General features: G+C 74.7%; 23 protein-coding genes. 17 read left to right on the top strand and 6 right to left on the bottom strand.

All coding sequences use genetic code 11. The features are described 5' to 3' along the window. Positions 1–16 precede the first annotated feature (16 nt). Positions 17–724: a hypothetical protein gene (locus tag E4P43_RS19780; RefSeq protein WP_167759063.1), complete on the top strand. Its 708-nt coding sequence runs from the start codon at positions 17–19 to the stop codon at positions 722–724. A 171-nt stretch (positions 725–895) separates the two neighbouring features. On the opposite strand, the gene E4P43_RS04650 is transcribed toward E4P43_RS19780, so the two are convergent. After that, positions 896–1,192: a WXG100 family type VII secretion target gene (locus E4P43_RS04650; protein ID WP_135144246.1), complete on the bottom strand. Its 297-nt coding sequence runs from the start codon at positions 1,190–1,192 to the stop codon at positions 896–898. Positions 1,193–1,387: 195 nt separating this feature from the next. Here E4P43_RS04650 and E4P43_RS04645 point away from each other — a divergent pair, with 195 nt between their 5' ends. Continuing rightward, on the top strand, positions 1,388–1,699 hold the full coding sequence (locus E4P43_RS04645) for an EthD family reductase (RefSeq protein ID WP_135144245.1): 312 nt from the start codon (positions 1,388–1,390) through the stop codon (positions 1,697–1,699). Positions 1,700–1,702: 3 nt separating this feature from the next. Beyond that, positions 1,703–3,244, top strand: coding sequence for an acetolactate synthase large subunit (locus tag E4P43_RS04640; protein WP_135144244.1), 1,542 nt, complete (start codon positions 1,703–1,705; stop codon positions 3,242–3,244). 14 nt (positions 3,245–3,258) lie between these two features. Here the strand turns inward: E4P43_RS04640 and E4P43_RS04635 are convergent, their stop codons facing one another. Then, positions 3,259–3,921: a hypothetical protein gene (locus tag E4P43_RS04635; protein WP_135144243.1), complete on the bottom strand. Its 663-nt coding sequence runs from the start codon at positions 3,919–3,921 to the stop codon at positions 3,259–3,261. A gap of 242 nt (positions 3,922–4,163) precedes the next feature. On the opposite strand from E4P43_RS04635, the gene E4P43_RS20145 reads away from it, so the two are divergent. The 8 genes from E4P43_RS20145 to E4P43_RS04600 all read left to right on the top strand — a co-directional run bounded on the left by E4P43_RS20145 (position 4,164) and on the right by E4P43_RS04600 (position 10,044). Further along, entirely contained in the window at positions 4,164–5,024 is an 861-nt protein-coding gene (locus E4P43_RS20145) for an alpha/beta hydrolase (RefSeq protein WP_209313731.1), read from the top strand. Then, a complete protein-coding gene (locus E4P43_RS20140) occupies positions 4,949–5,785 on the top strand; it encodes a hypothetical protein (RefSeq protein WP_209313730.1) in 837 nt (278 codons plus the stop codon). The genes E4P43_RS20145 and E4P43_RS20140 overlap by 76 nt, the downstream gene beginning before the upstream one ends. 131 nt (positions 5,786–5,916) lie before the next feature. After that, positions 5,917–7,146 carry an ATPase, T2SS/T4P/T4SS family gene (locus E4P43_RS04625; RefSeq protein WP_245158932.1) on the top strand — a complete coding sequence of 410 codons (1,230 nt, stop codon included), beginning with the start codon at positions 5,917–5,919 and terminating at the stop codon, positions 7,144–7,146. Then, the gene (locus E4P43_RS04620; RefSeq protein ID WP_135144242.1) at positions 7,143–8,006 is read left to right on the top strand and encodes a type II secretion system F family protein; all 864 of its coding nucleotides are present in this window, start codon (positions 7,143–7,145) and stop codon (positions 8,004–8,006) included. The genes E4P43_RS04625 and E4P43_RS04620 overlap by 4 nt, the downstream gene beginning before the upstream one ends. Then, positions 8,003–8,944, top strand: coding sequence for a type II secretion system F family protein (locus E4P43_RS04615; RefSeq protein ID WP_209313729.1), 942 nt, complete (start codon positions 8,003–8,005; stop codon positions 8,942–8,944). The genes E4P43_RS04620 and E4P43_RS04615 overlap by 4 nt, the downstream gene beginning before the upstream one ends. Positions 8,945–8,973: 29 nt before the next feature. Next, positions 8,974–9,171 carry a hypothetical protein gene (locus E4P43_RS04610; RefSeq protein ID WP_135144241.1) on the top strand — a complete coding sequence of 66 codons (198 nt, stop codon included), beginning with the start codon at positions 8,974–8,976 and terminating at the stop codon, positions 9,169–9,171. Continuing rightward, entirely contained in the window at positions 9,164–9,580 is a 417-nt protein-coding gene (locus E4P43_RS04605; protein ID WP_245158931.1) for a TadE/TadG family type IV pilus assembly protein, read from the top strand. The genes E4P43_RS04610 and E4P43_RS04605 overlap by 8 nt, the downstream gene beginning before the upstream one ends. Then, on the top strand, positions 9,577–10,044 hold the full coding sequence (locus E4P43_RS04600; RefSeq protein WP_135144240.1) for a hypothetical protein: 468 nt from the start codon (positions 9,577–9,579) through the stop codon (positions 10,042–10,044). The genes E4P43_RS04605 and E4P43_RS04600 overlap by 4 nt, the downstream gene beginning before the upstream one ends. Before the next feature lie 33 nt (positions 10,045–10,077). On the opposite strand, the gene E4P43_RS04595 is transcribed toward E4P43_RS04600, so the two are convergent. After that, a complete protein-coding gene (locus tag E4P43_RS04595) occupies positions 10,078–10,605 on the bottom strand; it encodes a hypothetical protein (RefSeq protein WP_135144239.1) in 528 nt (175 codons plus the stop codon). Between the two features lie 68 nt (positions 10,606–10,673). Next, positions 10,674–12,065, bottom strand: a complete 1,392-nt coding sequence (locus E4P43_RS04590) for a hypothetical protein (protein WP_135144238.1) — start codon at positions 12,063–12,065, stop codon at positions 10,674–10,676. A gap of 242 nt (positions 12,066–12,307) precedes the next feature. On the opposite strand from E4P43_RS04590, the gene E4P43_RS19775 reads away from it, so the two are divergent. Further along, on the top strand, positions 12,308–12,754 hold the full coding sequence (locus E4P43_RS19775) for a hypothetical protein (protein WP_167759062.1): 447 nt from the start codon (positions 12,308–12,310) through the stop codon (positions 12,752–12,754). Next, positions 12,751–13,797 carry a hypothetical protein gene (locus E4P43_RS04585; protein WP_167759056.1) on the top strand — a complete coding sequence of 349 codons (1,047 nt, stop codon included), beginning with the start codon at positions 12,751–12,753 and terminating at the stop codon, positions 13,795–13,797. The genes E4P43_RS19775 and E4P43_RS04585 overlap by 4 nt, the downstream gene beginning before the upstream one ends. A 27-nt stretch (positions 13,798–13,824) precedes the next feature. Here the strand turns inward: E4P43_RS04585 and E4P43_RS04580 are convergent, their stop codons facing one another. Further along, a complete protein-coding gene (locus E4P43_RS04580; protein ID WP_135144236.1) occupies positions 13,825–14,061 on the bottom strand; it encodes a hypothetical protein in 237 nt (78 codons plus the stop codon). A 73-nt stretch (positions 14,062–14,134) separates the two neighbouring features. On the opposite strand from E4P43_RS04580, the gene cutA reads away from it, so the two are divergent. Together cutA and E4P43_RS04570 are read left to right on the top strand one after the other, a co-directional pair. Then, complete coding sequence (gene cutA / locus E4P43_RS04575; protein ID WP_135144235.1) at positions 14,135–14,527, top strand: divalent-cation tolerance protein CutA; 393 nt, start codon at positions 14,135–14,137, stop codon at positions 14,525–14,527. 81 nt (positions 14,528–14,608) lie between these two features. Beyond that, positions 14,609–16,435 carry an EAL domain-containing protein gene (locus E4P43_RS04570; RefSeq protein ID WP_135144234.1) on the top strand — a complete coding sequence of 609 codons (1,827 nt, stop codon included), beginning with the start codon at positions 14,609–14,611 and terminating at the stop codon, positions 16,433–16,435. Between the two features lie 4 nt (positions 16,436–16,439). Here E4P43_RS04570 and E4P43_RS04565 read toward each other — a convergent pair whose 3' ends face one another. Further along, a complete protein-coding gene (locus tag E4P43_RS04565; RefSeq protein ID WP_135144233.1) occupies positions 16,440–16,727 on the bottom strand; it encodes a DUF6343 family protein in 288 nt (95 codons plus the stop codon). Between the two features lie 46 nt (positions 16,728–16,773). Here E4P43_RS04565 and prfB point away from each other — a divergent pair, with 46 nt between their 5' ends. Beyond that, on the top strand, positions 16,774–17,886 hold the full coding sequence (prfB, locus tag E4P43_RS04560; RefSeq protein ID WP_135144232.1) for a peptide chain release factor 2: 1,113 nt from the start codon (positions 16,774–16,776) through the stop codon (positions 17,884–17,886). 189 nt (positions 17,887–18,075) lie between these two features. Continuing rightward, the gene (locus E4P43_RS04555; RefSeq protein WP_135144231.1) at positions 18,076–19,266 is read left to right on the top strand and encodes a GtrA family protein; all 1,191 of its coding nucleotides are present in this window, start codon (positions 18,076–18,078) and stop codon (positions 19,264–19,266) included.

Raw genomic sequence — 19,266 nt, 5'->3', positions numbered from 1 at the left:
CGTGACGCTCCCTGGCATGACCCCGGGAGCCGGGCCCACCGAGCACCTGTGGCAGTCCCGGGCCGAGCTGCTGGCGGCCCGGGCCGAGGCCGTGCCGGAGATCGAGCGGCAGCTGCTGTCGCCCTGGCGGCTGCTGGGACGCAGCGCCCTGGCTCTGGTGACGGTCCTCGCCGCGGGGATGGGCGGTATGGCGCTCCAGGACCGGGGCGGGTCGGATCCGGTGGTCGCCGTCGTCTGCTTCCTGGTGGCGGTCGCCGCGACCGTCCCCGTCATCCGCGCAGCTCGCCGGAACCGGGCGCTGTTCGCCGAGCTGGCCGGCTGGGAGGAGGCCGAGCGGCAGGGGCGATGGCTGCCCACGGGTGCGCTCCGGCCGGAGCTCCGCATGCCGGTCGACGCGCGGAACGACGCCGACTTCGACCAGGTCGCCATCGTCGCGACGGTGGCCGCCTACACCCGGCCGTGGGGAGTCCGGCTCCTGCTGCGGGCGGTGCCCGCCGGCCTGGGCGTCGCGCTGGGCCTGGCGCTGGTCCTCGGCGGCACCTCCGAGCTGCCCCAGCCGGTGGCCGTCGCATCTCTGCTGTCCGGGGGGTACCTGCTCCTCAGCTCCCTCGTCGTGGCCGGCGCCGCCACCCGCCACGCCTACCGGATGACGCGCCGCTACTCGGACCTGGCGACCGAGATCGACGCGCTCGACCTGGAGCGCTCGCGCGGAGCACGGACCTGACAGCGGCCGGCTCCGCTGGGGTGGTGAGGACGGTGGCCGTCCAGCTGATGCGTGACGCGGGCGTCCCGGCCGTCCGGCGCTGACCGGCCCGCCGGTCCCCGCACACCCCTCCCTGGACGCGACTGAGGCCGCCTCGCAGCGGCGAGGCGGCCTCAGCGGCGGTGGGGGCAGTCAGCCGCCGAGCGCGCCGGAGAGCTGGGTGTCGGCGTCGCGGAAGGTCGCGGCGGCCTGGTTCAGGTAGGAGGACATGCCCTCGAGGCCGGCGATGGTCTGCCGGGCGCCCTGGGTGAACGAGTCGTAGGAGGCCTGGAAGGCCTTGCTGGAGCTGTCGGTCACGTAGCCCTCGGCGACCAGGTTCTGCACCAGCGCCTGGAGCTGCCCCAGCATGCCGTCGATCTCGGCCTGCCCGTTCGTGAGCCGGCTGGCGGCGTCTTCCATCTGCTCGTAGGTGACGTTGACGTTCGGCATGGAGAGTCCTCACGAGAGTCCGGGTGCGCCCTGCACCGCTGGATCGGATACGCCTCGGACCGTAACAGCGGGAACGGAGGCCCGCGCCCCCTCCGGGCCTGCTGTGGACAGCGCCGGAGCCGGACTCGCGCCGTCGGCCGATGCCCTGTTTGCTGGTCGCCGGGCGGGTGCCGGACCCGCGGGAGGGAGATCGGGATGGTGCACAGGCTCGTCGTCAGCTACGGCACGCCGGAGGACCCGGCCGCGTTCGACGCCCACTACCGCGACGTGCACGCGCCGTTGGCCCGGCAGATGCCCGGCCTCGTCCGGTTCACCGTCGGGCACCCCAGCGCCATGGACCCGTCCCAGCCCGCCCCCTACCTCGTGGCCGAGCTGGACTTCGACTCCGAGGCGGCGATGGGCGCCGCCTTCGCCTCGGCCGAGGGGCAGGCCGCGGCGGCCGACGTCCCCGGCTTCGCCACCGGCGGGGCCACGATGACCCACTACGACGTGCAGACGGTGAGCTGAGACGTGAACGGCGCACAGGCCCTGATCCGGACCCTGGTCGGCGCGGGCGTCGACGTCTGCTTCGCCAACCCCGGCACCTCGGAGATGCACTTCGTCGCGGCACTCGACGACGTCCCCGAGATGCGCGGCGTGCTGACCCTCTTCGAGGGGGTCGCCACCGGCGCGGCCGACGGCTACGCCCGGATGGCCGGGCGGCCCGCCGCCACCCTGCTGCACCTGGGCCCGGGCATGGGCAACGGGCTGGCCAACCTGCACAACGCCCGCCGCGGCAAGGCCCCGATGCTGAACGTCGTCGGTGACCACGCGCGCTCGCACAAGCGGCTGGACGCCCCGCTGGAGTCCGACATCGACGCCGTCGCCGGCACCGTCTCGACCTGGGTGCGCCGCTCGCTGTCGCCGGCCGACGTCGCCGCCGACGCCGCCGAGGCGGTGGCGGCCATCGCGACCGGTGGCATCGCCACGCTGATCCTCCCCGCCGACGTCTCGTGGGAGGACGGTGCCGCGGTGGCCGACCCGCAGGCGGTGCGGCCGCTCCCGCACGTGGCGCCGTCGGTCGTCGACGACGTGGCCTCGGTGGTGCGGTCGGGGGAGGGCGTCGTCCTCTTCCTCGGCGGGGACGTCATGGCCGACGCCGAGGGCCAGCTGGCCGCCGCCCAGGTCGCGGCCGGCACCGGCGCGCGGCTGGTGGCCGAGACGTTCCCGGCCCGGGCGGTGCGCGGCGCCGGGCTCCCCGACCTGCACCGGCTGCCCTACCCCGCGGAGATGGCGATGGCGGCGCTCGCCGGCACCAAGCACCTGGTGCTGGCCGGCACGACCGCGCCGGTGCACTTCTTCGGCTACCCGGACACCCCGGGCCACCCGGTCCCCGAGGACTGCACGGTGCACGTGCTCAGCCGCCCGGGGGAGGACGGCGTCGCGGCGATGCAGGCGCTGGCCGACGCCGTCGCGGCGGACGTGAAGCCGCAGGTGGCGGAGTTCGAGCGCCCGGAGCTGCCCAGCGGACCGCTGGACCCGCGCACCATGTCCGCCGTCATCGGGGCGCTGCTGCCGGAGAACGCGATCGTCGTCGACGAGGCGCTCACCTCCGGTGTCGGGCTGACCGAGATGACCTCTGCCGGGCCGCGGCACGACTGGCTCTCCCTGACCGGCGGGGCGATCGGCGACGGCCTGCCCATGGCGCTGGGCGCGGCGGTGGCCTGCCCGGACCGGCCGGTGATCGGCATCCAGGCCGACGGCAGCGCGATGTACACGATCTCTGCGCTGTGGAGCTACGCCCGCGAGCAGGCCGACATCACCACGATCGTCTGCGACAACGGCTCCTACGCGATCCTGGAGCACGAGCTGCAGAAGGTGGGCGCGAGGTCCGACGGCGAGCGGGCGCGCAAGCTCCTCGACCTCGGCGGGCCGGGGCTGGACTTCGTGTCGATCGCGCAGGGGATGGGCGTGCCCGCCTCCCGCGCGACGACGGCGGAGGAGCTGGCCGAGCAGCTGCGCGCGGCGCTGTCCGAGCCCGGCCCGCACCTGATCGACGCCGTCCTGCGCTGAGCCGGGCGGCGGCGTCAGGGGGCCGGGGCGCGCACCGTCAGCAGGAGCGAGGTCACCAGCAGCCACCCGCCTCCGAACGCGAACCCGAGGAGGCCGGCGGGGCCCACGGGCGCCAGGGCCACCACCAGGGGGACCGCCACGGCTGCGGTGAACCAGCGGTACCAACGGGGGAAGCAGCCGTGGCCGAAGCCCGCGACGAGGGCGGCCGTGACCATGACCAGCGACGGGACGGCGGTGATCCGCGCGCTCTCCCAGCCGGTGGTGACCAGGACCTGGGCCGTGGCGCCGTCGCCCAGGTCGGCGGCGGTGGCCAGGCCGATGCCGTCGGTGGCCAGGGAGAGCCAGTGGGCACCGGCCAGGACGGCGCCTGCGGCCCCGACGGCGGCCACCCACTCGGACGCCTGGCGCAGTGCCAGCCAGAGCGGCCCGGCGAAGAGGACGGCGAGCAGCGCTCCCACCGACAGCAGCGACGCCCCCGTGCGGAGGCCGTCGACGTGGTCGCGCAGCAGCGAGGCGATGAGGTCGGGGCCCATGGTGGGGTTAACGCCGTTGCCACCGACGTCGCTCGCCGAGATGCCCGCGAAGGTGACGACCACGCATGCGGCGCCCGCCAGCGCCGCGACCCGAGGGAGCCTGCCCGCCCGGGCATCCGTCGACGCGAGGGTGTCCGAGGCCATGTCCGCTCCTGCTGGTCGCCCGGCTGGTCGATCGCAGCACTGTGCGGCCCGCGTCCGCCCACCGCAAGGGGGTGGCTCCTCCGGGGTGGGCTCCCCGCCCCCGGTCACGTTCCGCAGGCTCCGGTCACCCAGGGGCACGACACGGGCGCCGGTACGACGCCGCGCCGTGCGTCCTTGACCCGCTGCGCCTTGCCTGGACTGATGGCCGCCATCCGGGCCAGCACAGCGAGGGGACGACGGCCATGGACCTTCCGATCATCTACGTGCGCGGCTTCGCCGGCGGGACCTCCGGCATCGACAAGGCGGTGGACGACCCGTTCTACGGGTTCAACGAGGGCTCGGTCCACGTGCGGGTGGGCATGGACAGCCGCCCGCACTTCTACCAGTTCGAGAGCCCGCTGCTCCGGCTGCTGACCGAGCAGGGGTACGTCCTGCTGGTCCACGGCAACCAGGAGGCGTTCCTGCGCGCGCAGGCCGACGGCACCGTGCGGCCGCGGAGCATCTGGGTGCACCGGTTCTACGACGAGGCGGCCTCTACCTTCGCCCGCGAGCCGCAGAAGTACGTCCTGGAGGAGGCAGCCCGGGACCTCTTCGACCTGGTGCGGTGCGTAAAGCGCAAGACCGGCGCGCCCCGGGTGCACCTGGTGGCCCACTCGATGGGCGGCCTCATCTGCCGGTCGATGATCCAGCGGTTCATCCCCGAGCTGACCCGCGAGGAGGGGGGTCCGCTGCGCCCGGACGCCGCCGTCGAGCACGTGCAGAGCCTGTTCACCTACGGCACCCCGCACGGCGGCATCGAGTTCTCCCTGGGCTTCGGGCTGCTCGAGAAGGTGCGGGACGCCCTCGACATCAACGGGGCGGAGATCTTCGGTCGCCGGCGCATGTACGACTACCTGACCCCGCGGACGGACCCGCTGGTGGACGGGGACCCGCCGGAGGGCTGGGAGGCCACCGAGATGCCCGACGGGGGCTTCCCGCGGGACCGGGTCTTCTGCCTCGTCGGCACGAACCCCGAGGACTACGCGCGGTGGCGCTGGGGCTGTCGTCGAAGGCGGTCGGCGCCCGCAGCGACGGCCTGGTGCAGATCGACAACGCCTACGTGAAGGGCGCGCACCGGGCGTTCGTGCACCGCAGCCACAGCGGGCGGTACGGGCTGGTGAACTCCGAGGAGGGGTTCCAGAACCTGCGCCGCTTCCTGTTCGGCGACCTCGAGATCACCGTCGAGCTGCACGGGCTCCGGCTGCCGGGGACGCCCCAGGACGGCACGGTCTGGCAGCTGGAGACCCTGCTGTCGGTACGCGGCATCCCGGTCCGGCTGCACGAGCAGACGGCGGCGCACCACTGCCCGATCCAGGTCGAGCGTCCGCCGGTTGAGGACACCTCGGACACCCCGGTCCCGCTGCTGACCACGTTCCTGTCCACCCACGAGCCACGGCCGCTCGAGGAAGGCCGGACGTGCTCGACGCTGCGGAACGCCCTCACCCTCCGGCTGCTCTCCATCCGGGAGGAGGGCGGCCTGTTCGACTTCGGGGACCACCTGGAGCAGTCGGCCGACTTCGAGGACACCCTGGTCGTCGACATCGCGCCGCCCACCGGGGGCAGGACCTCGCCGCAGGCGTGGGCCACCTGGAACAGCGAGCTGCCCGGGGCGATCCGCGACTGGCGCCCGACCGGCGACCCGCTCACCGACGAGCTGCCGAACACCCCGAAGGTCTGGCAGGGGACGGTCCTCCTGCCGGCCATCGCCCGGGGATCCTTCGGGGAGCAGGCGCGGCTGGTGCTGACCGTGCGCGGGCGGGACGGCTACGAGGACGAGGTGCCGGCCCAGAGCGACGTGGCGCTGATCGGGGGCGGCCCGGCCTGACGCCGTCCGGTGTTCACCCGCGTGGGTGGACGTGGCGCGCGGATGTCCACAGAACCCGTGAACGGCGGCACGCGGACTGGCTCGTTTCCTTACAGTCCGACCGTTGATCATCGGGCTCGACGGGGGATGGCGTGCCGACTGCTCTGGACGTCGTGGACGGTGAGGTCCGCGAGCTGATCCGCCGGCGTGGGCTCGACCCGTTCCTCGACCCCGGCCCGGTGCGGCTGCTGGTGCGCGACGTCGTCGCCGACTACTCCGAGCGCTCGCTGAACTCGGCTCTGCCGCCGATCGGGGACGTCGAGTCCGTGGTCCGCGACGTGCTGGACCGGGTGGCCGGCTTCGGCCCGCTGCAGCGCTACCTGGACGACCCCGAGATCGAGGAGATCTGGGTCAACGAGCCCGGCCGGGTGTTCATCGCCCGGCGGGGCCGTAGCGAGCTGACCACGACGATCCTGGCGCCGGGGGAGCTGGCCGACCTGGTGGAGCGGATGCTGCGCACCTCGGGTCGACGCATCGACATGTCGACCCCGTTCGTCGACGCGATGATGCCCGACGGCTCGCGGCTGCACGTCGTCATCCCCGACATCACCCGCCGGCACATGGCCGTGAACATCCGGAAGTTCGTGCTGCAGGCGCACTCGCTGGACGAGCTGGTCGCGCTCGGGACCGTCACCGCCCCGGCCGCGCGCTTCCTGGAGGCCGCCGTCGCCTCCGGGCTGAACATCCTCGTCTCCGGCGGCACCCAGGCGGGCAAGACGACGCTGCTGAACTGCCTGCTCGCCGCGGTGCCGGCCCGGGAGCGGGTCATCACCTGCGAGGAGGTCTTCGAGCTGCGGGTGCCGCTGCCCGACGTCGTCTCGATGCAGACCCGCCAGCCCAACCTCGAGGGCGCCGGCGAGATCCCGCTGCGCCGGCTGGTGAAGGAGGCGCTGCGGATGCGGCCCTCCCGCATCGTCGTCGGCGAGGTCCGGCAGGAGGAGTGCCTGGACCTGCTCATCGCCCTGAACTCGGGGCTGCCCGGCATGTGCACCCTGCACGCCAACAGCGCGCGGGAGGCCGTGGTGAAGATGTGCACCCTCCCGCTGCTCGCGGGGGAGAACATCGGGACGTCGTTCGTCGTGCCCACGGTGGCCTCCAGCGTGGACCTGGTCGTGCACGTGGGCACCGACGCCGACGGCCGCCGCCGGGTGCGGGAGGTCGTGGCGCTCCCGGGCCGCGCCGAGGGCGGGGTCATCGAGACCGCCGACATCTTCACCAGCCGCGAGGGCCGCCTCGTGCGGGCCGACGGCTACCCGCCGCACGCCGACCGCTTCGCCGCCGCCGGCTTCGACCTGCCGGCCCTGCTCGGCGGAGCCGCGTGACCGAGTCCGGCGCCTTCCTGGGGCTGCTGCTCGGCGTCGGGCTGCTGCTTGTCTGGCGCAGCGGGTCCCGGGCGCCGAAGCCGCGCACCGACCCGCGCCGTCCGGGCCGGCGCCAGGAGCTGCTCGGCGCCGCGGGGCTGACCGGCATCAACAGCGCTCAGCTGCTCGCCCTGCAGGTCGTCGCCGGGGTGCTCGCCACGGTGGTCGTCCTGCTCGCCACCGCGACGGTCACGGTGAGCCTGGTCTTCGGGCTCTTCGGCTTCCTCCTGCCCTACGTGCAGGTGCGCCGGCTGGCCGGCAAGCGGCGCGCGGACCTGCGCGAGGTGTGGCCCGAGGTGGTCGACAACCTGGCCTCGGCGGTGCGCGCCGGCCTCTCGCTGCCCGAGGCCCTCTCGTCGCTGTCGACCCGCGGGCCGGAGGTGCTGCGCCCGCCCTTCGCCCGGTTCGCCGCCGAGTACCGGTCCAGCGGCCGGTTCGGCCCGTGCCTGGACCGGCTCAAGGACGAGCTGGCCGACCCGGTCGGCGACCGCATCGTGGAGACGCTGCGGGTGGCCCGGGAGGTCGGCGGCAGCGACCTGGGGCGCGTGCTGCGGACCCTCTCGACCTTCCTGCGCGAGGACGCCCGCGCCCGCGCGGAGCTGGAGACGCGGCAGGGCTGGGTCGTGCAGGCGGCCCGGCTCGCCGTCGCCGCGCCCTGGGCGGTCCTGCTGCTGCTCGCCTCGCAGTCGGCCACGCTCGAGGCCTACGACTCCGCGACGGGCACGATGATCCTGCTCGGCGGCGGTGCCGTGTGCCTGGCGGCCTACCGGGTGATGCTGCGGATCGGGCGCCTGCCCGAGGACGTGCGGGTGCTGCAGTGAGCTCCGGTGTCGTCGGCATGGTGCTCGGCCTGGTCGCGGCCGGTGGCCTGCTCCTGGTCCTGGCCTACGCCCCGCCGTTCCGGTCGGTCCGGCTGGTGGACCGGCTCGCGCCCTACGTGCACGACACCCCACCGCCGTCCCGGCTGCTGGGCACCGCGACCGAGCCGGGCATGCTCACCGCCGTCCGCCGGATCGCCGGCCCGTCGATCAGCAACGGCGCGCGCGTTGTCGACCGCTTCGTCGGTGGCCGGGCCGCGGTCCGCCGCAGGCTCGACGCCCTCGGTGGCGACATGACCGTCGAGGACTTCCGCATCGAGCAGGTCGTGTGGGGCGGGCTCGGCCTGCTGGCCGCCGTCGTCGTCGCGACCGCGAGCTCCGTGGCCACCGGTGACCTGAACGTGCTCACCGCCGGGCTGCTCTGCGTGTCCGGCCTGGTCGGTGGCGTGCTCGGCCGGGACTGGTGGCTCACCCAGCAGGTCCAGCGGCGCGAGGACCTGCTCCTCGCCGAGTTCCCGGTGGTCGCCGAGCTGCTGGCGCTGGCCGTGACGGCGGGGGAGAGCCCGGCCGCGGCGATCGCCCGGGTGACCCGGCTGTCCGGGGGCGAGCTGGCCCGCGAGCTGGGCGCCGCCCTCGGGCGGGCGCGGGCCGGTGTACCGCTGGCCGACGCGCTGCAGCAGGTCGCCGACCGCACCTCGCTGGAGCCGCTGGCGCGCTTCATCGACGGGCTGCTGGTCGCCATCGAGCGGGGCACCCCGCTGGCCGAGGTGCTGCGCGCGCAGGCCGCCGACGTCCGGGAGGCCGGCAAGCGCCGGCTGCTCGAGGCCGGCGGCCGCAAGGAGATCGCCATGATGGTGCCGGTCGTCTTCCTGGTGCTGCCGGTCACCGTCCTCTTCGCCCTGTTCCCGGGGCTGATCAGCATCGTCTCGCTGGCCCAATGAGCCCGCGGACCTGGAGAAAGGACGAACCCATGCGTTCCGTTCCGCGTGCCCTCGCTGCCCTCGCCGCCCGGATCCGCGGCGAGGACCCCGAGCGGGGCGACGTCCCCGGCTGGGTCATGGTCACCGTGATGACCGCGGCCCTCGTGCTCGCCATCCTGGGGGTGTTCCAGGACGCCATCGTGACCGCGGTGCAGAACGCGCTCAACTCCGTCACGACGCGTGGCTGAGGGAGGACCAGCAGCGCTTCGGGGCGACGGCGAGCGCGGGAGCGCCGTCGTCGACTTCGTCCTGGTCTCGATGCTCATCGTGGCGCTGCTCATGGCAGTGCTGCAGGTCGCCGTCTACGTGCACGTGCGCAACGTCGTGACCGCCAGCGCGCAGGACGGCGCCCGGTACGCGGCGAACGCCGATGTCGACTCCGCGACCGGCGCCGACCGCACCCTGCAGGTCGTCGCGCGGGCCACCTCGGCGCAGACCGCGAAGGGCCTGACCTGCAGCTCGGGTGAGCAGCCCGACCCCAGCGGCTCGACGGTCGTCGTCGTCCGGTGCTCGGGGTCGGTGCCCTCGCTGCTGGCGGCGCTGGGGAACCTGCTGCCGCTGGAGGTCACCGGACGGGCGCTGAAGGAGGGCTCGTGACCTGGCTGCGCCGCCGGCTGGGCATGGTCTCCGGCGAGCGCGGGTCGGCGCTGGTGGAGTTCGTGTTCATCGCGCTGGTGGTCTTCGTGCCGCTGGTCTACGTCGTGGCCGGGTTCTCGGCGGTGCAGCGCGGGGTGTTCGCCTCGCAGGCCGCGGCGCGGGAGGCCGGGCGGGCGATGGGCACCGCGCCGGACGTCGTCACCGGGCAGGAGCGCGCGCTGCGGGCCGCGCAGCTGGCGGTGGAGGACCAGTCGGTGGAGGCCACCGACATGCGGCTGGCGTACGCGCCGGCGGGCGCGGACTGCGCGGCAGCGGGCAGCTACCAGCCGACGCTGGCGCCGGGGGAGGAGTTCTCCGTCTGCGTCACCGTGACCGTGCGGATCCCGCTGCTGCCGGAGTTCGTCGAGTCCAACACCGCGACCGGCCAGTTCGTCGTCGAGCGCGACCGCTACGTCGACGGCTGAGCGGCGTAATGCTCGTTCGCAGGCCCTCCGGGGTCAGCCGCCGGTGAGGTTGGCCCACACCTTCCGGAGCACACCGGCATGACCGCTCGTGAGGATGGCGTGCTGTCGTCGTCGGAGCTTGCGGATCGCCTGCGAGTGCTCGTCGAGCTGGCGGCCCACCGCGATGATCTCGGACTGGATCGCCTGAAGCCGTGCTCGTTCCTGCGCCTGGACGGTGCCGGCGACGGTCGCGCGCGAGACGCCCAGCGTGATGAGTGCAGCGACGAGGATCCCGAACCGGGTCATGGTCTGCTCGGGCGCGTTCGGGCTCAGTGCCTCAGCGGCGAAATACCCGAAGATCGTCAGGGTGACCGTGAAGGAGGGCTGCAGGACCCACCGGACGAGCCCTTCGGCCCGGAGCGGGCGGTAGTGGCTCAGGACGATGGAGCCGGTGCCGATCGCGCCGGCCAGTGCCAGGCCCCTGCCGCTCGTGGTCCCGCTCACGGCCAGCACCGCGCCGAACAACCCCACTGCGATGCTGACGAATGCGCCGAAGCCTTCGGCGCGAGTGACCTGGTGCACGGGTCACGTATCGGGTTCCGGCTGCCCGTCCTTGAGGGCCCGACCGCTACGTCGACGGCTGAGCCCGCTCACCCCCACCAGGGGATCTCGGCGTCCAGCAGCTGCCGGTGGTGGTCGGCGACCAGGTCCCGGATCTCCGGCGTCTCCTGTTGCAGGAAGGCCTCGACCTCGTCGGGCTCCAGGTCCCAGAACCACTCGTCGACCTCGACGACGACCAGCACCTCCCCACGGGTGGTCGCGGTGGCGACCTCCGTGAACTGCTCGTGCCAGATGCCCTCGCTGCCGTCGGCCAGCTCCATGCGCCGGCCCTCCTGCTCCTCGGCCCAGAGCCCGAGGGCGGCCTCGGCGTCCGCGGCGCTGGGGTAGGTGTAGAGCCGGGCCGAGACGTCGAGGTCCCCGAAGTCGTCGTCCCGGTTCTCGACCACCGACCGCGACCGCAGGGGAGCGGGGACGGGGTCGTCCTGCAGGTAGTAGGGCGGGTAGGCCTCGCTGTCCCGGACCCAGAACTCCGAGAGCTCGTGCTCGGCGGCACCGGGGATCACCAGCGTGGCGTAGGTGCCACCGGCGGCGGCCTCCTCGGCGACCACCCACCCACCTGCGGCGCAGGCGGCCAGCCCGGCCACGGTGGAGTACGTGACGGCGAGGGCCCGCCCGTTGCGCGGCTGCCGCGCGCGCCAGGTGCGCCGGGCCCGGAAACGCCTCCACTGCAGACGTGCCCACACGGCCGCCCCGCCGAGCATCCCGGCGGCCAGCGCCGTCACGAAGAGGCTCATCAGCCAGCCGTACGCGCCGATCCGCCAGGCCCGCGTCGCGTCCACCGGGTAGACGCCGTAGCGGTCGCCGTCGGACGGGTCGCCCTCGGCGATCGCCTCCCCGTAGGGCGTGGAGAGGAAGTAGTTCGTGTTGTTGCCCCGCCCGGCGCTCTCCTCCGAGCGGACGACGTGGGTGTCCTCGCCGACGGTCAGCACGAGCCCGCTCCCGCTGAGCGCGCGCACGCCCTCGTAGGCCTGGTCGGCGGTCACCGCCCCGAAGAGCAGCAGCGTGACGATGCCGGCCACGGCGCCCACGGAGACCCGCCGCGGCCCGCCGCTGCGCTCCCTGCGCAGCATCGGCGCCGCCGCGGCCGCCTCCCGTCCGCCGGGCAGCAGCCGGACGGCGCAGGCCGCGAGCAGGAGGACCAGCGCGGGCAGGCCCAGGATGGCCGGAGCGAGGACGCCCCACTTCTCGAAGACGCGGAACAGCACGCCGCCGCGGTCCTGCTGCGACCCGGCACCGAGGAGCAGCCCGAGGAAGACGGGGACGACCATGAGCGCGAGGAAGAGCCCGGCGCGCTGCAGCCCCCGCCGCGCGCCGGAGAGGCTGCTGTAGGCGGGGCCGGCGTCCTTGGGCGTGTGCGACTCCGGCACGCCACCTTCCCAGCGGCGGCTCCGCAGCGAGGCGCGGCGGCGGTCACGGCTCACCCCGACTCCCCACGGCCCGTGCCGCGGCGCACCCGTGACGGTCGTCCGCGACCGCAGCGAGCCAGCACTTCCCACCCCCGGTTCGTCGCCGGAACCCTAACCGGCATGCGGCCCCGCCCGGTTCCCGGTGGACCGCCTCCGGAGCCGCCCGGGCACGCAGTGTCACCGGCGGTTCCCGGTCGTCGCCTGGAAGGGTGACGCGTCCTGTCGGGCGCGGTCACCCAGCGCATACGTTGGCCGGCGTGCACCTCAGCAGGCCTCTCGCGCTCGGGCTGCTGACCGTCCTCGCGGGCCTCACCGCGTGCTCGGCGCAGGCCCCCGCGGTCCAGGAGGCCGGGGCACGCTCCCCGGAGTACGTGCCACCGGCCGGGGCCCCCGACCTCTGCGCCGGCCTCGTCGGGTCGGCCGGCTTCCTCGACATCCCCGCCGCCGTGGGCGAGCTGTCGGCCGGCGTCGGCGGGGTCGACGGGCGCAGCCGGCTGGCCGCCGCCCGTGGCGAGCTCCGCGGCCTGGTGGACGGCGTCTCCGCCGAGGAGCACCCGCAGCTGCGTGCTGCCGCGGACGCCCTGCTCGCCGCCCTCCTGGGCGTGCTCGAGCCGCCGCTCACCGACGCCACCCGCGAGGCCCTGCTGGTCAGCATGGACGAGTTCACCGCGCAGCTCGCCCCCGTCTGCGAGTACCCCTCGTGAGGCGGGCTGCCTCCGGGCTGGTCGCCGTCCTGCTCGCCGCCGGCGTGGCCGCGGTGCCGACCGCGGTGTCGGCCGCGCCGGTCGCCGACCTGTGCACCGTCGACGAGTCCCGCGGCGCGGTACCGGCCGACTTCGTCGTCGACGCCTGCGTGGACAGCGGTGCCATCACCCTCCGGAACTCCCTCGCCATCCCCGTGACCGTGCAGGCGCACGGCGACATCGGGGCCGCCGAGCGCCGGGTCACCGCCGACGAGGACACCGCGGCGGCGGTCCGCCGGCTCTCCGAGCTGCTCGTCCTCGCCCCCGGCGACGTCGTGCGGTGGCCCCGGGGCGAGGGTCCCGGCGAGCTCGTCGTCGGTGTGGCGGGGCCCGCGCCCGCCGTGCCCGTGGTGGGGGCGCTGCAGCCGCTGCGCGCCCGGCTCGCCGCCAAGCCGGACGCGGCCGAGCGGGCGCTCGCCGCGCTGTCCACGGACGTCGGCGCCGCGGTGGCCGCCCGCGCGGCCTGCATCGCCGGGCGCAGCGCGATCGAGCGGGTGGCGTGCGACCTGAGGGCGGCGGACGGGATCGGGCAGGCCGTCGCCGCCCGCGTGCCCGACGCCGCCGCCCGGGCGGTCGTGGACACCGTGCTCGACCGCGGCCGGTGGAGCGAGTGGTCCGGCGCCGTGGACGAGATGCGCGCTGCGCTGGGCGGCGCGGTGACCCTCGTCCAGGAACCGGTGGTGCCGCCGCCCCCTCCGCCTCCTGCTCCGGAGCCCGCCCCAGCGCCGGTACCGGCCCCGCGGGCCCCGGCTCCGGCCCCCCAGGCGCCGGCGCCCCAGGTGCCGGCGCCCGCGCCGGCCCCGGCAGCTCCCGCCCCCGCTCCGGCGGCTCCGGCACCGGCTCCGCTCCCGTTGCCCGTGCCGGTCCCCGTGGTCCCGAAGGTCGACCCGCGGGCGGAGCTCGAGCGCTGGCTCAGGGAGCTGGCCGAGCAGGCCCGGCGCGACTGGGAGGCCGCCCGCGAGCGGTTCGAGGAGCGCGGCCACCGCGGCGGCTGGGGCGGCTGACCCCGCCGGGCCAGCCGCCCCGCCAGGTCAGGCGCCTCGCTCGACCTCGGCCTGCACGACGCCCCGGACCGCCTGCAGCAGCGAGGCGTCCGAGGTGTCGCCGTTCGACAGCGCGGTGCGGGCCTGCTCGTTGAGCAGGCTGCCGTCGACGGACTCGAGCCAGCTCAGCTCGCCGCCGACCCGCCGGCCCACTCGCAGGCCCTCGCCCTCCGGGCTCACCACGTACTCGTCGCCGTCCACCTGGATCGTCATCTCGTCGGTCATGACCGCCCCCTACCCGCAAGGACCCCCGTTCCACGCAGGCGGTTCGCCCGGGCGCGGGGGAGAGGATGACCGCATGGACGAGGAGTGCTGCGAGGTCGTGGTGACCGCGGGGGACGCCGGCTGGCTGGCCGGGTACACCCGCACGCTGGTGGAGGAGCGGCTCGCCGCCTGCGGGCACCACCTGTCGGGCATTCGGTCGGTGTACCGGTGGGACGGCGCGGTCCAGGACGAGCCGGAGGCGCGGGTCGCGCTGCACACCCGGCGGTCGCTGGTGCCCGAGATCGTCGCCCGGACCGCCGAGCTGCACCCCTACGACGTCCCGTGCGTGATCGCCCTCCCGCTCGTCGGCGGGCACCCCGACTACCTCCGCTGGGTCGCAGCGGAGACGCGGGAGCCGGCCGGCGGGGACCGACCGTCGCCCCCCGCTCACCCAGCGGTGCCGCGTCACCGCCCTCCATCGGGGTGAAGGCGGATCCGCGGACCTCGTGCTCCTCGGCGCACCGGCCGATCATGGGGGCGACGCCCGCGACGACGCGGAGGGGGAGACGTGGCCGAACGTCCCGAGCACCACGAGCTGCCCCTCGACGCCCGCCGGCTCCGCACCGGGGAGTCGGTCGAGGGGGCGCTGGTGGCCGCGGTCATCGACGCGCTGCCCTCGCCCACGCTGCTGGTCGACCCCGACGGCATCGTGCGGCTGGCCAACCTCGCGTGGCGGGTCGCGGTCGACGCCATCGACGACCCCCGCTTCCGCGTCGGCATCGGCGGCGACTACTTCGCCATGGCCCTGGACGTCATGCGCGACGAGGGCGCCACCCGCGCCCTCATCCAGGACTTCCGCCGGCTCGCGCAGGGTGAGCGCACCAGCGTCTCCGCCGACTACGGGTTCCCCACCGACGAGGGCACGCGCTGGTTCCACCTGATGGCCTCGCGGGTCGACCAGGTCGGCCACATCGTCGTCACGCACACCGACGTCACCTCCCGGGTCCAGGCCGAGCGGGCCTCGGCGTGGCAGGCCAGGCACGACTCCCTCACCGAGCTGCCGAAGCGGGCCCACCTGCACGAGCTCATCGACCAGGAGCTGGAGCGGGCCGACGCGCCGGCGGTGGCGGTCCTCTTCCTCGACGTCGACGGGTTCAAGGACGTCAACGACTCCCTCGGCCACGACGTCGGCGACGAGCTGCTGCGCCAGGTCGCCGGCCGGCTCCTGGGGGTGACCCGTGGGCAGGACTCCGTGGGCCGGCTCGGGGGCGACGAGTTCGTGGGGCTCTGCCGCGAGTGCGACCTCGAGGGCGCGGAGATGCTCGCGCAGCGCTGCCAGGCCACGTTCGACCAGCCCTTCGAGCTCGGCGGGCGCACCCACCGGCTCAGCGTGAGCATCGGCATCGCCGCGTCCCCGGGCGGGCGCAGGGACCTGCGCTCCGGCGACCTGGTCCGCGACGCCGACCTGGCGATGTACGCCGCCAAGGCCGCCGGCCGCAGCCGGGTGCGGGTCTTCAGCCCCGAGCTGCGGGCCTCGGTGCAGGGCAAGATGCAGCTGGCCGGGGAGCTGCGCGACGCCATCGGCGACGGGCAGCTGGTGATGCACTACCAGCCGATCCTCCACGTGCCCACCGGTGAGTTCAACGGCGGCGAGGCGCTGGTGCGGTGGCAGCACCCCGCGCGAGGGCTGCTGTCGCCGGGGGAGTTCCTGCCGGTCGCCGAGCAGTACGACCTGCTGGTGCCGCTCACCCGGTGGGTGCTGCGGGAGGTGACCCGGCAGGTCGCGGCCTGGCACGAGCAGGGGCTGGACCTGGTCATCGGCATCAACGTGCACGCCCGGCACCTGTCCACCGGCACGCTCGTCGACGACGTCCTCGCCGCGCTCGACGACGCGGGCCTGCCGCCGACCCACCTGGTCATCGAGCTGACGGAGACGTCGGTGGCCCAGGACCCGGTGTCGGCGGCCGCCCAGCTCACGGAGCTGCGCTCGCGCGGGATCGAGGTCTCCATCGACGACTTCGGCAGCGGCTTCTCCTCGCTCGGGCAGCTGGTCAACCTGCCCACCGGCGTCCTGAAGATCGACCGCAGCCTGGTCGCCTTCCAGCAGGGGCAGGCGGCCCATGCGGCGGCGGCCATCGCGGCGATCGTGGCCCTGGCCCGCGGCTGCGGCAGCCAGAGCCTGGCCGAGGGGGTGGAGACCGCCGAGCAGCTGGCGCTCGCCACGGAGCTCGGCTGCACCTTCGCGCAGGGCTACTACCTGGCCCGGCCCATGCCCGCGGCCGAGATCCCCGGGTGGATGGCGGCGCGCGGCGGGGGCCGCCGGCGGGTGCCCGGGTCGGTCCTCCCCGCGGCCCGTGCGGTGCTCGACGGCACGCGGCGGGAGATGCGCGACTGACCGGTCAGCCCGGCTCGCCGCGCGCCTTGCGTCGCAGCACGACCGCGAGGTCGACCGCGGCGACGGCGGCGAGGAGGAAGAGCGCGACGGCGCCCCAGTCCGGCAGCTCGGTGGCCAGCACGAGCCCGCCGAGCACGAGGCAGGCGACGAGCCCAAAGCCGGCCAGCACGGCCCGCAGCGTGAGCGCCGACTGCGCGGGCGCGGCTCCGCCGAGGCCCGCCGTCGGGTCGTGGTGGTCGGGAAGGCCTCGCTCGTAGTCCTCCCGTGAGCGGTGCTCGCGCGGCTCGGTCATGGCATGCCTGCCTACCCCTGGCGCAGGCGCACTACCCTGGGTCGACGTGGCTGCTGACTTCTCCGTCGTCCTGGACGAGCTCGACACGACCCTGAAGTCGATCGAGGCCGTCCTCGACGTCGACAAGCTGCGCCGGGAGGTGGCCGAGCTCGAGCAGCAGGCCGCCGCCCCCGACCTCTGGGACGACGTCGAGGCCGCCCAGGCGCTGACCTCCAGGCTCTCCTACATGCAGGGCGACCTGCGTCGTGTCGAGGAGCTGCGCAGCCGGCTCGACGACGTCGCCGTGCTGCACGAGATGGCGGTCGAGGAGGACGACGCGGGCACGGCCGCCGAGGCCGAGCGCGAGCTGGAGGCGCTGCGCAAGCAGCTCGACGAGCTCGAGGTCCGCACCCTGCTCTCGGGTGAGTACGACTCCCGCGAGGCGCTGGTGACGATCCGGTCGGAGGCCGGCGGTGTCGACGCCGCCGACTTCGCCGAGATGCTCATGCGGATGTACCTGCGCTGGGCCGAGCGCCACAAGTACCCGACCGAGGTCCTCGACATCAGCTACGCGGAGGAGGCCGGCATCAAGTCGGCCACCTTCTCGGTGAAGGTGCCCTACGCGTACGGCACCCTGTCGGTGGAGCAGGGCACCCACCGGCTGGTGCGGATCTCGCCCTTCGACAACCAGGGCCGCCGCCAGACCTCCTTCGCCGGGGTCGAGGTGCTGCCCGTCGTCGAGCAGACCGACCACGTCGACATCCCGGAGAACGAGATCCGGGTCGACGTCTTCCGCTCGTCGGGCCCGGGTGGGCAGAGCGTCAACACCACCGACTCCGCCGTCCGGATGACGCACATCCCGACCGGCATCGTGGTCTCCTGCCAGAACGAGAAGAGCCAGATCCAGAACCGCGCCGCCGCGCTGCGCGTGCTCCAGGCCCGCCTGCTCGTCGTCCGCCAGCAGGAGCAGAAGGCGGAGATGGACGCGCTGAAGGGCGAGGGCAGCAGCTGGGGCAACCAGATGCGCTCCTACGTCCTGCACCCGTACCAGATGGTCAAGGACCTGCGGACCGACCAGGAGACGGGCAACACCACCGCGGTGCTCGACGGCGAGATCGACGCCTTCATCGAGGCGGGCATCCGCTGGCGCCGGCAGCAGGAGGCGACCCCGGCGAACTGACCGCCGGGAGGGTCCGGCGCGCTCGCGTGGAGCGCGCCGACGGGTGCGGGCGGTGCCCGTGGGGAGCGGTGTGACTGCCGTGACGGCGCCCCTCGCGTCGTCCCTCCGGGGGCGTGCCCGGCGTGGCACCGTCGCCGGGCCGTGACCGTCCGGCCCGTCTGCGAGCGGCGCTCGTGAGCGGGCCGGCGGGTGCCCCGCGACCAGCCCCTGGAGACGCCCAGCGTGGACCTGACCGTCGTCGTCCCGACGTTCAACGAAGAGGGGAACGTCGCCGAGCTCCTCCGCCGCCTCGGCGAGGCACTCCCCGGACGGCACGACGTCGAGGTCCTGTTCGTCGACGACTCGACCGACGGGACGGCCGACGCGGTGCGTCTCGCCGCGCTGTCCAGCGCCCTCCCGGTCCGGCTCCTGCACCGCGCGCCGGACGAGCGGCAGGGCGGCCTGGCCGGTGCGGTGGCCGCCGGGATCGCCGCCGCCCGCGGGGAGCACGTGGTGGTCATGGACGGCGACCTGCAGCACCCGCCCGAGCTGGTGCCGCTGCTGCGCGAGCGCAGCGAGGGCGTGGACCTGGTGGTGGCCAGCCGGTACTGCGGCGCTGGTGACGCCTCCGGGCTGTCCTCGTCGTGGCGGCGGGCGGTCTCCAGCGGCTCGACCCTGCTCGCCCGCTCCTGCTTCCCGCGCCGGGTGGGGCGGGTCTGCACCGACCCCATGACCGGCTTCTTCTGCGTCCGCCGGGACGCCGTCCAGCTGGACCGGCTGCGCCCGCGCGGGTTCAAGATCCTGCTGGAGATCCTGGCCCGGCACGACCTGCGGGTCCGGGAGGTGCCCTTCCTCTTCGGGGAGCGCCACGACGGCGCCAGCAAGGCGTCCTGGCGCAACGGGGCGCAGTTCCTGCGCCAGATGGCCGCCCTGCGCATGGGCCGCATGGCGCGCTTCGCCGCGGTCGGTGCGCTGGGCACCGTGGTCAACCTGGCGCTGATGTGGCTGCTCATGCGCGAGGCGGGCCTGCACTACCTGCCCTCGGCGGTCCTGGCCACCGAGATCGCGATCGTGCACAACTTCGTGCTGCAGGAGCGCTTCGTCTTCGCCGACCTGCGCGACGGCCGGCACGGCCGGTGGATGCGCGCCCTGCACTCGCTGCTCTACAACAACGCCGACGCGCTGGCCCGGCTGCCGCTGCTGGCGCTGCTGGTCGAGCTCCTGGCCGTCCCGTCGGTGCTGGCCCAGGCGGTCACCCTCGCCGTCGCGTTCCTCGCCCGGTTCTTCTTCGTCTCCACCGTCACCTACGCGCCGCGTCGCGACGATGCCACCGGTCCCGGCCCCTCGGCCGACGTCCTGGCGATCGCTCCGGTGCTCGCCGGCTGCCGGGGTGCCGAATGA

Origin of the sequence: Blastococcus sp. TF02A-35 (assembly GCF_004571075.1) — a bacterium.
Classification (GTDB): Bacteria; Actinomycetota; Actinomycetes; order Mycobacteriales; family Geodermatophilaceae; genus Blastococcus.
This window is presented reverse-complemented; position numbering and strand designations above follow the sequence as displayed.

What these genes read in the sequence shown, in the direction of transcription:
- E4P43_RS04645 (WP_135144245.1), top strand. Translation starts at nt 1,388, where the DNA reads ATGGTGCACAGGCTCGTCGTCAGCTACGGCACGCCGGAGGACCCGGCC.
- E4P43_RS04580 (WP_135144236.1), bottom strand. Translation starts at nt 14,061, where the DNA reads ATGACCGACGAGATGACGATCCAGGTGGACGGCGACGAGTACGTGGTG.
- E4P43_RS04565 (WP_135144233.1), bottom strand. Translation starts at nt 16,727, where the DNA reads ATGACCGAGCCGCGCGAGCACCGCTCACGGGAGGACTACGAGCGAGGC.
- E4P43_RS04635 (WP_135144243.1), bottom strand. Translation starts at nt 3,921, where the DNA reads ATGGCCTCGGACACCCTCGCGTCGACGGATGCCCGGGCGGGCAGGCTC.
- E4P43_RS19780 (WP_167759063.1), top strand. Translation starts at nt 17, where the DNA reads ATGACCCCGGGAGCCGGGCCCACCGAGCACCTGTGGCAGTCCCGGGCC.
- E4P43_RS04610 (WP_135144241.1), top strand. Translation starts at nt 8,974, where the DNA reads ATGCGTTCCGTTCCGCGTGCCCTCGCTGCCCTCGCCGCCCGGATCCGC.
- E4P43_RS04650 (WP_135144246.1), bottom strand. Translation starts at nt 1,192, where the DNA reads ATGCCGAACGTCAACGTCACCTACGAGCAGATGGAAGACGCCGCCAGC.
- E4P43_RS20145 (WP_209313731.1), top strand. Translation starts at nt 4,164, where the DNA reads ATGGACCTTCCGATCATCTACGTGCGCGGCTTCGCCGGCGGGACCTCC.
- cutA (WP_135144235.1), top strand. Translation starts at nt 14,135, where the DNA reads ATGGACGAGGAGTGCTGCGAGGTCGTGGTGACCGCGGGGGACGCCGGC.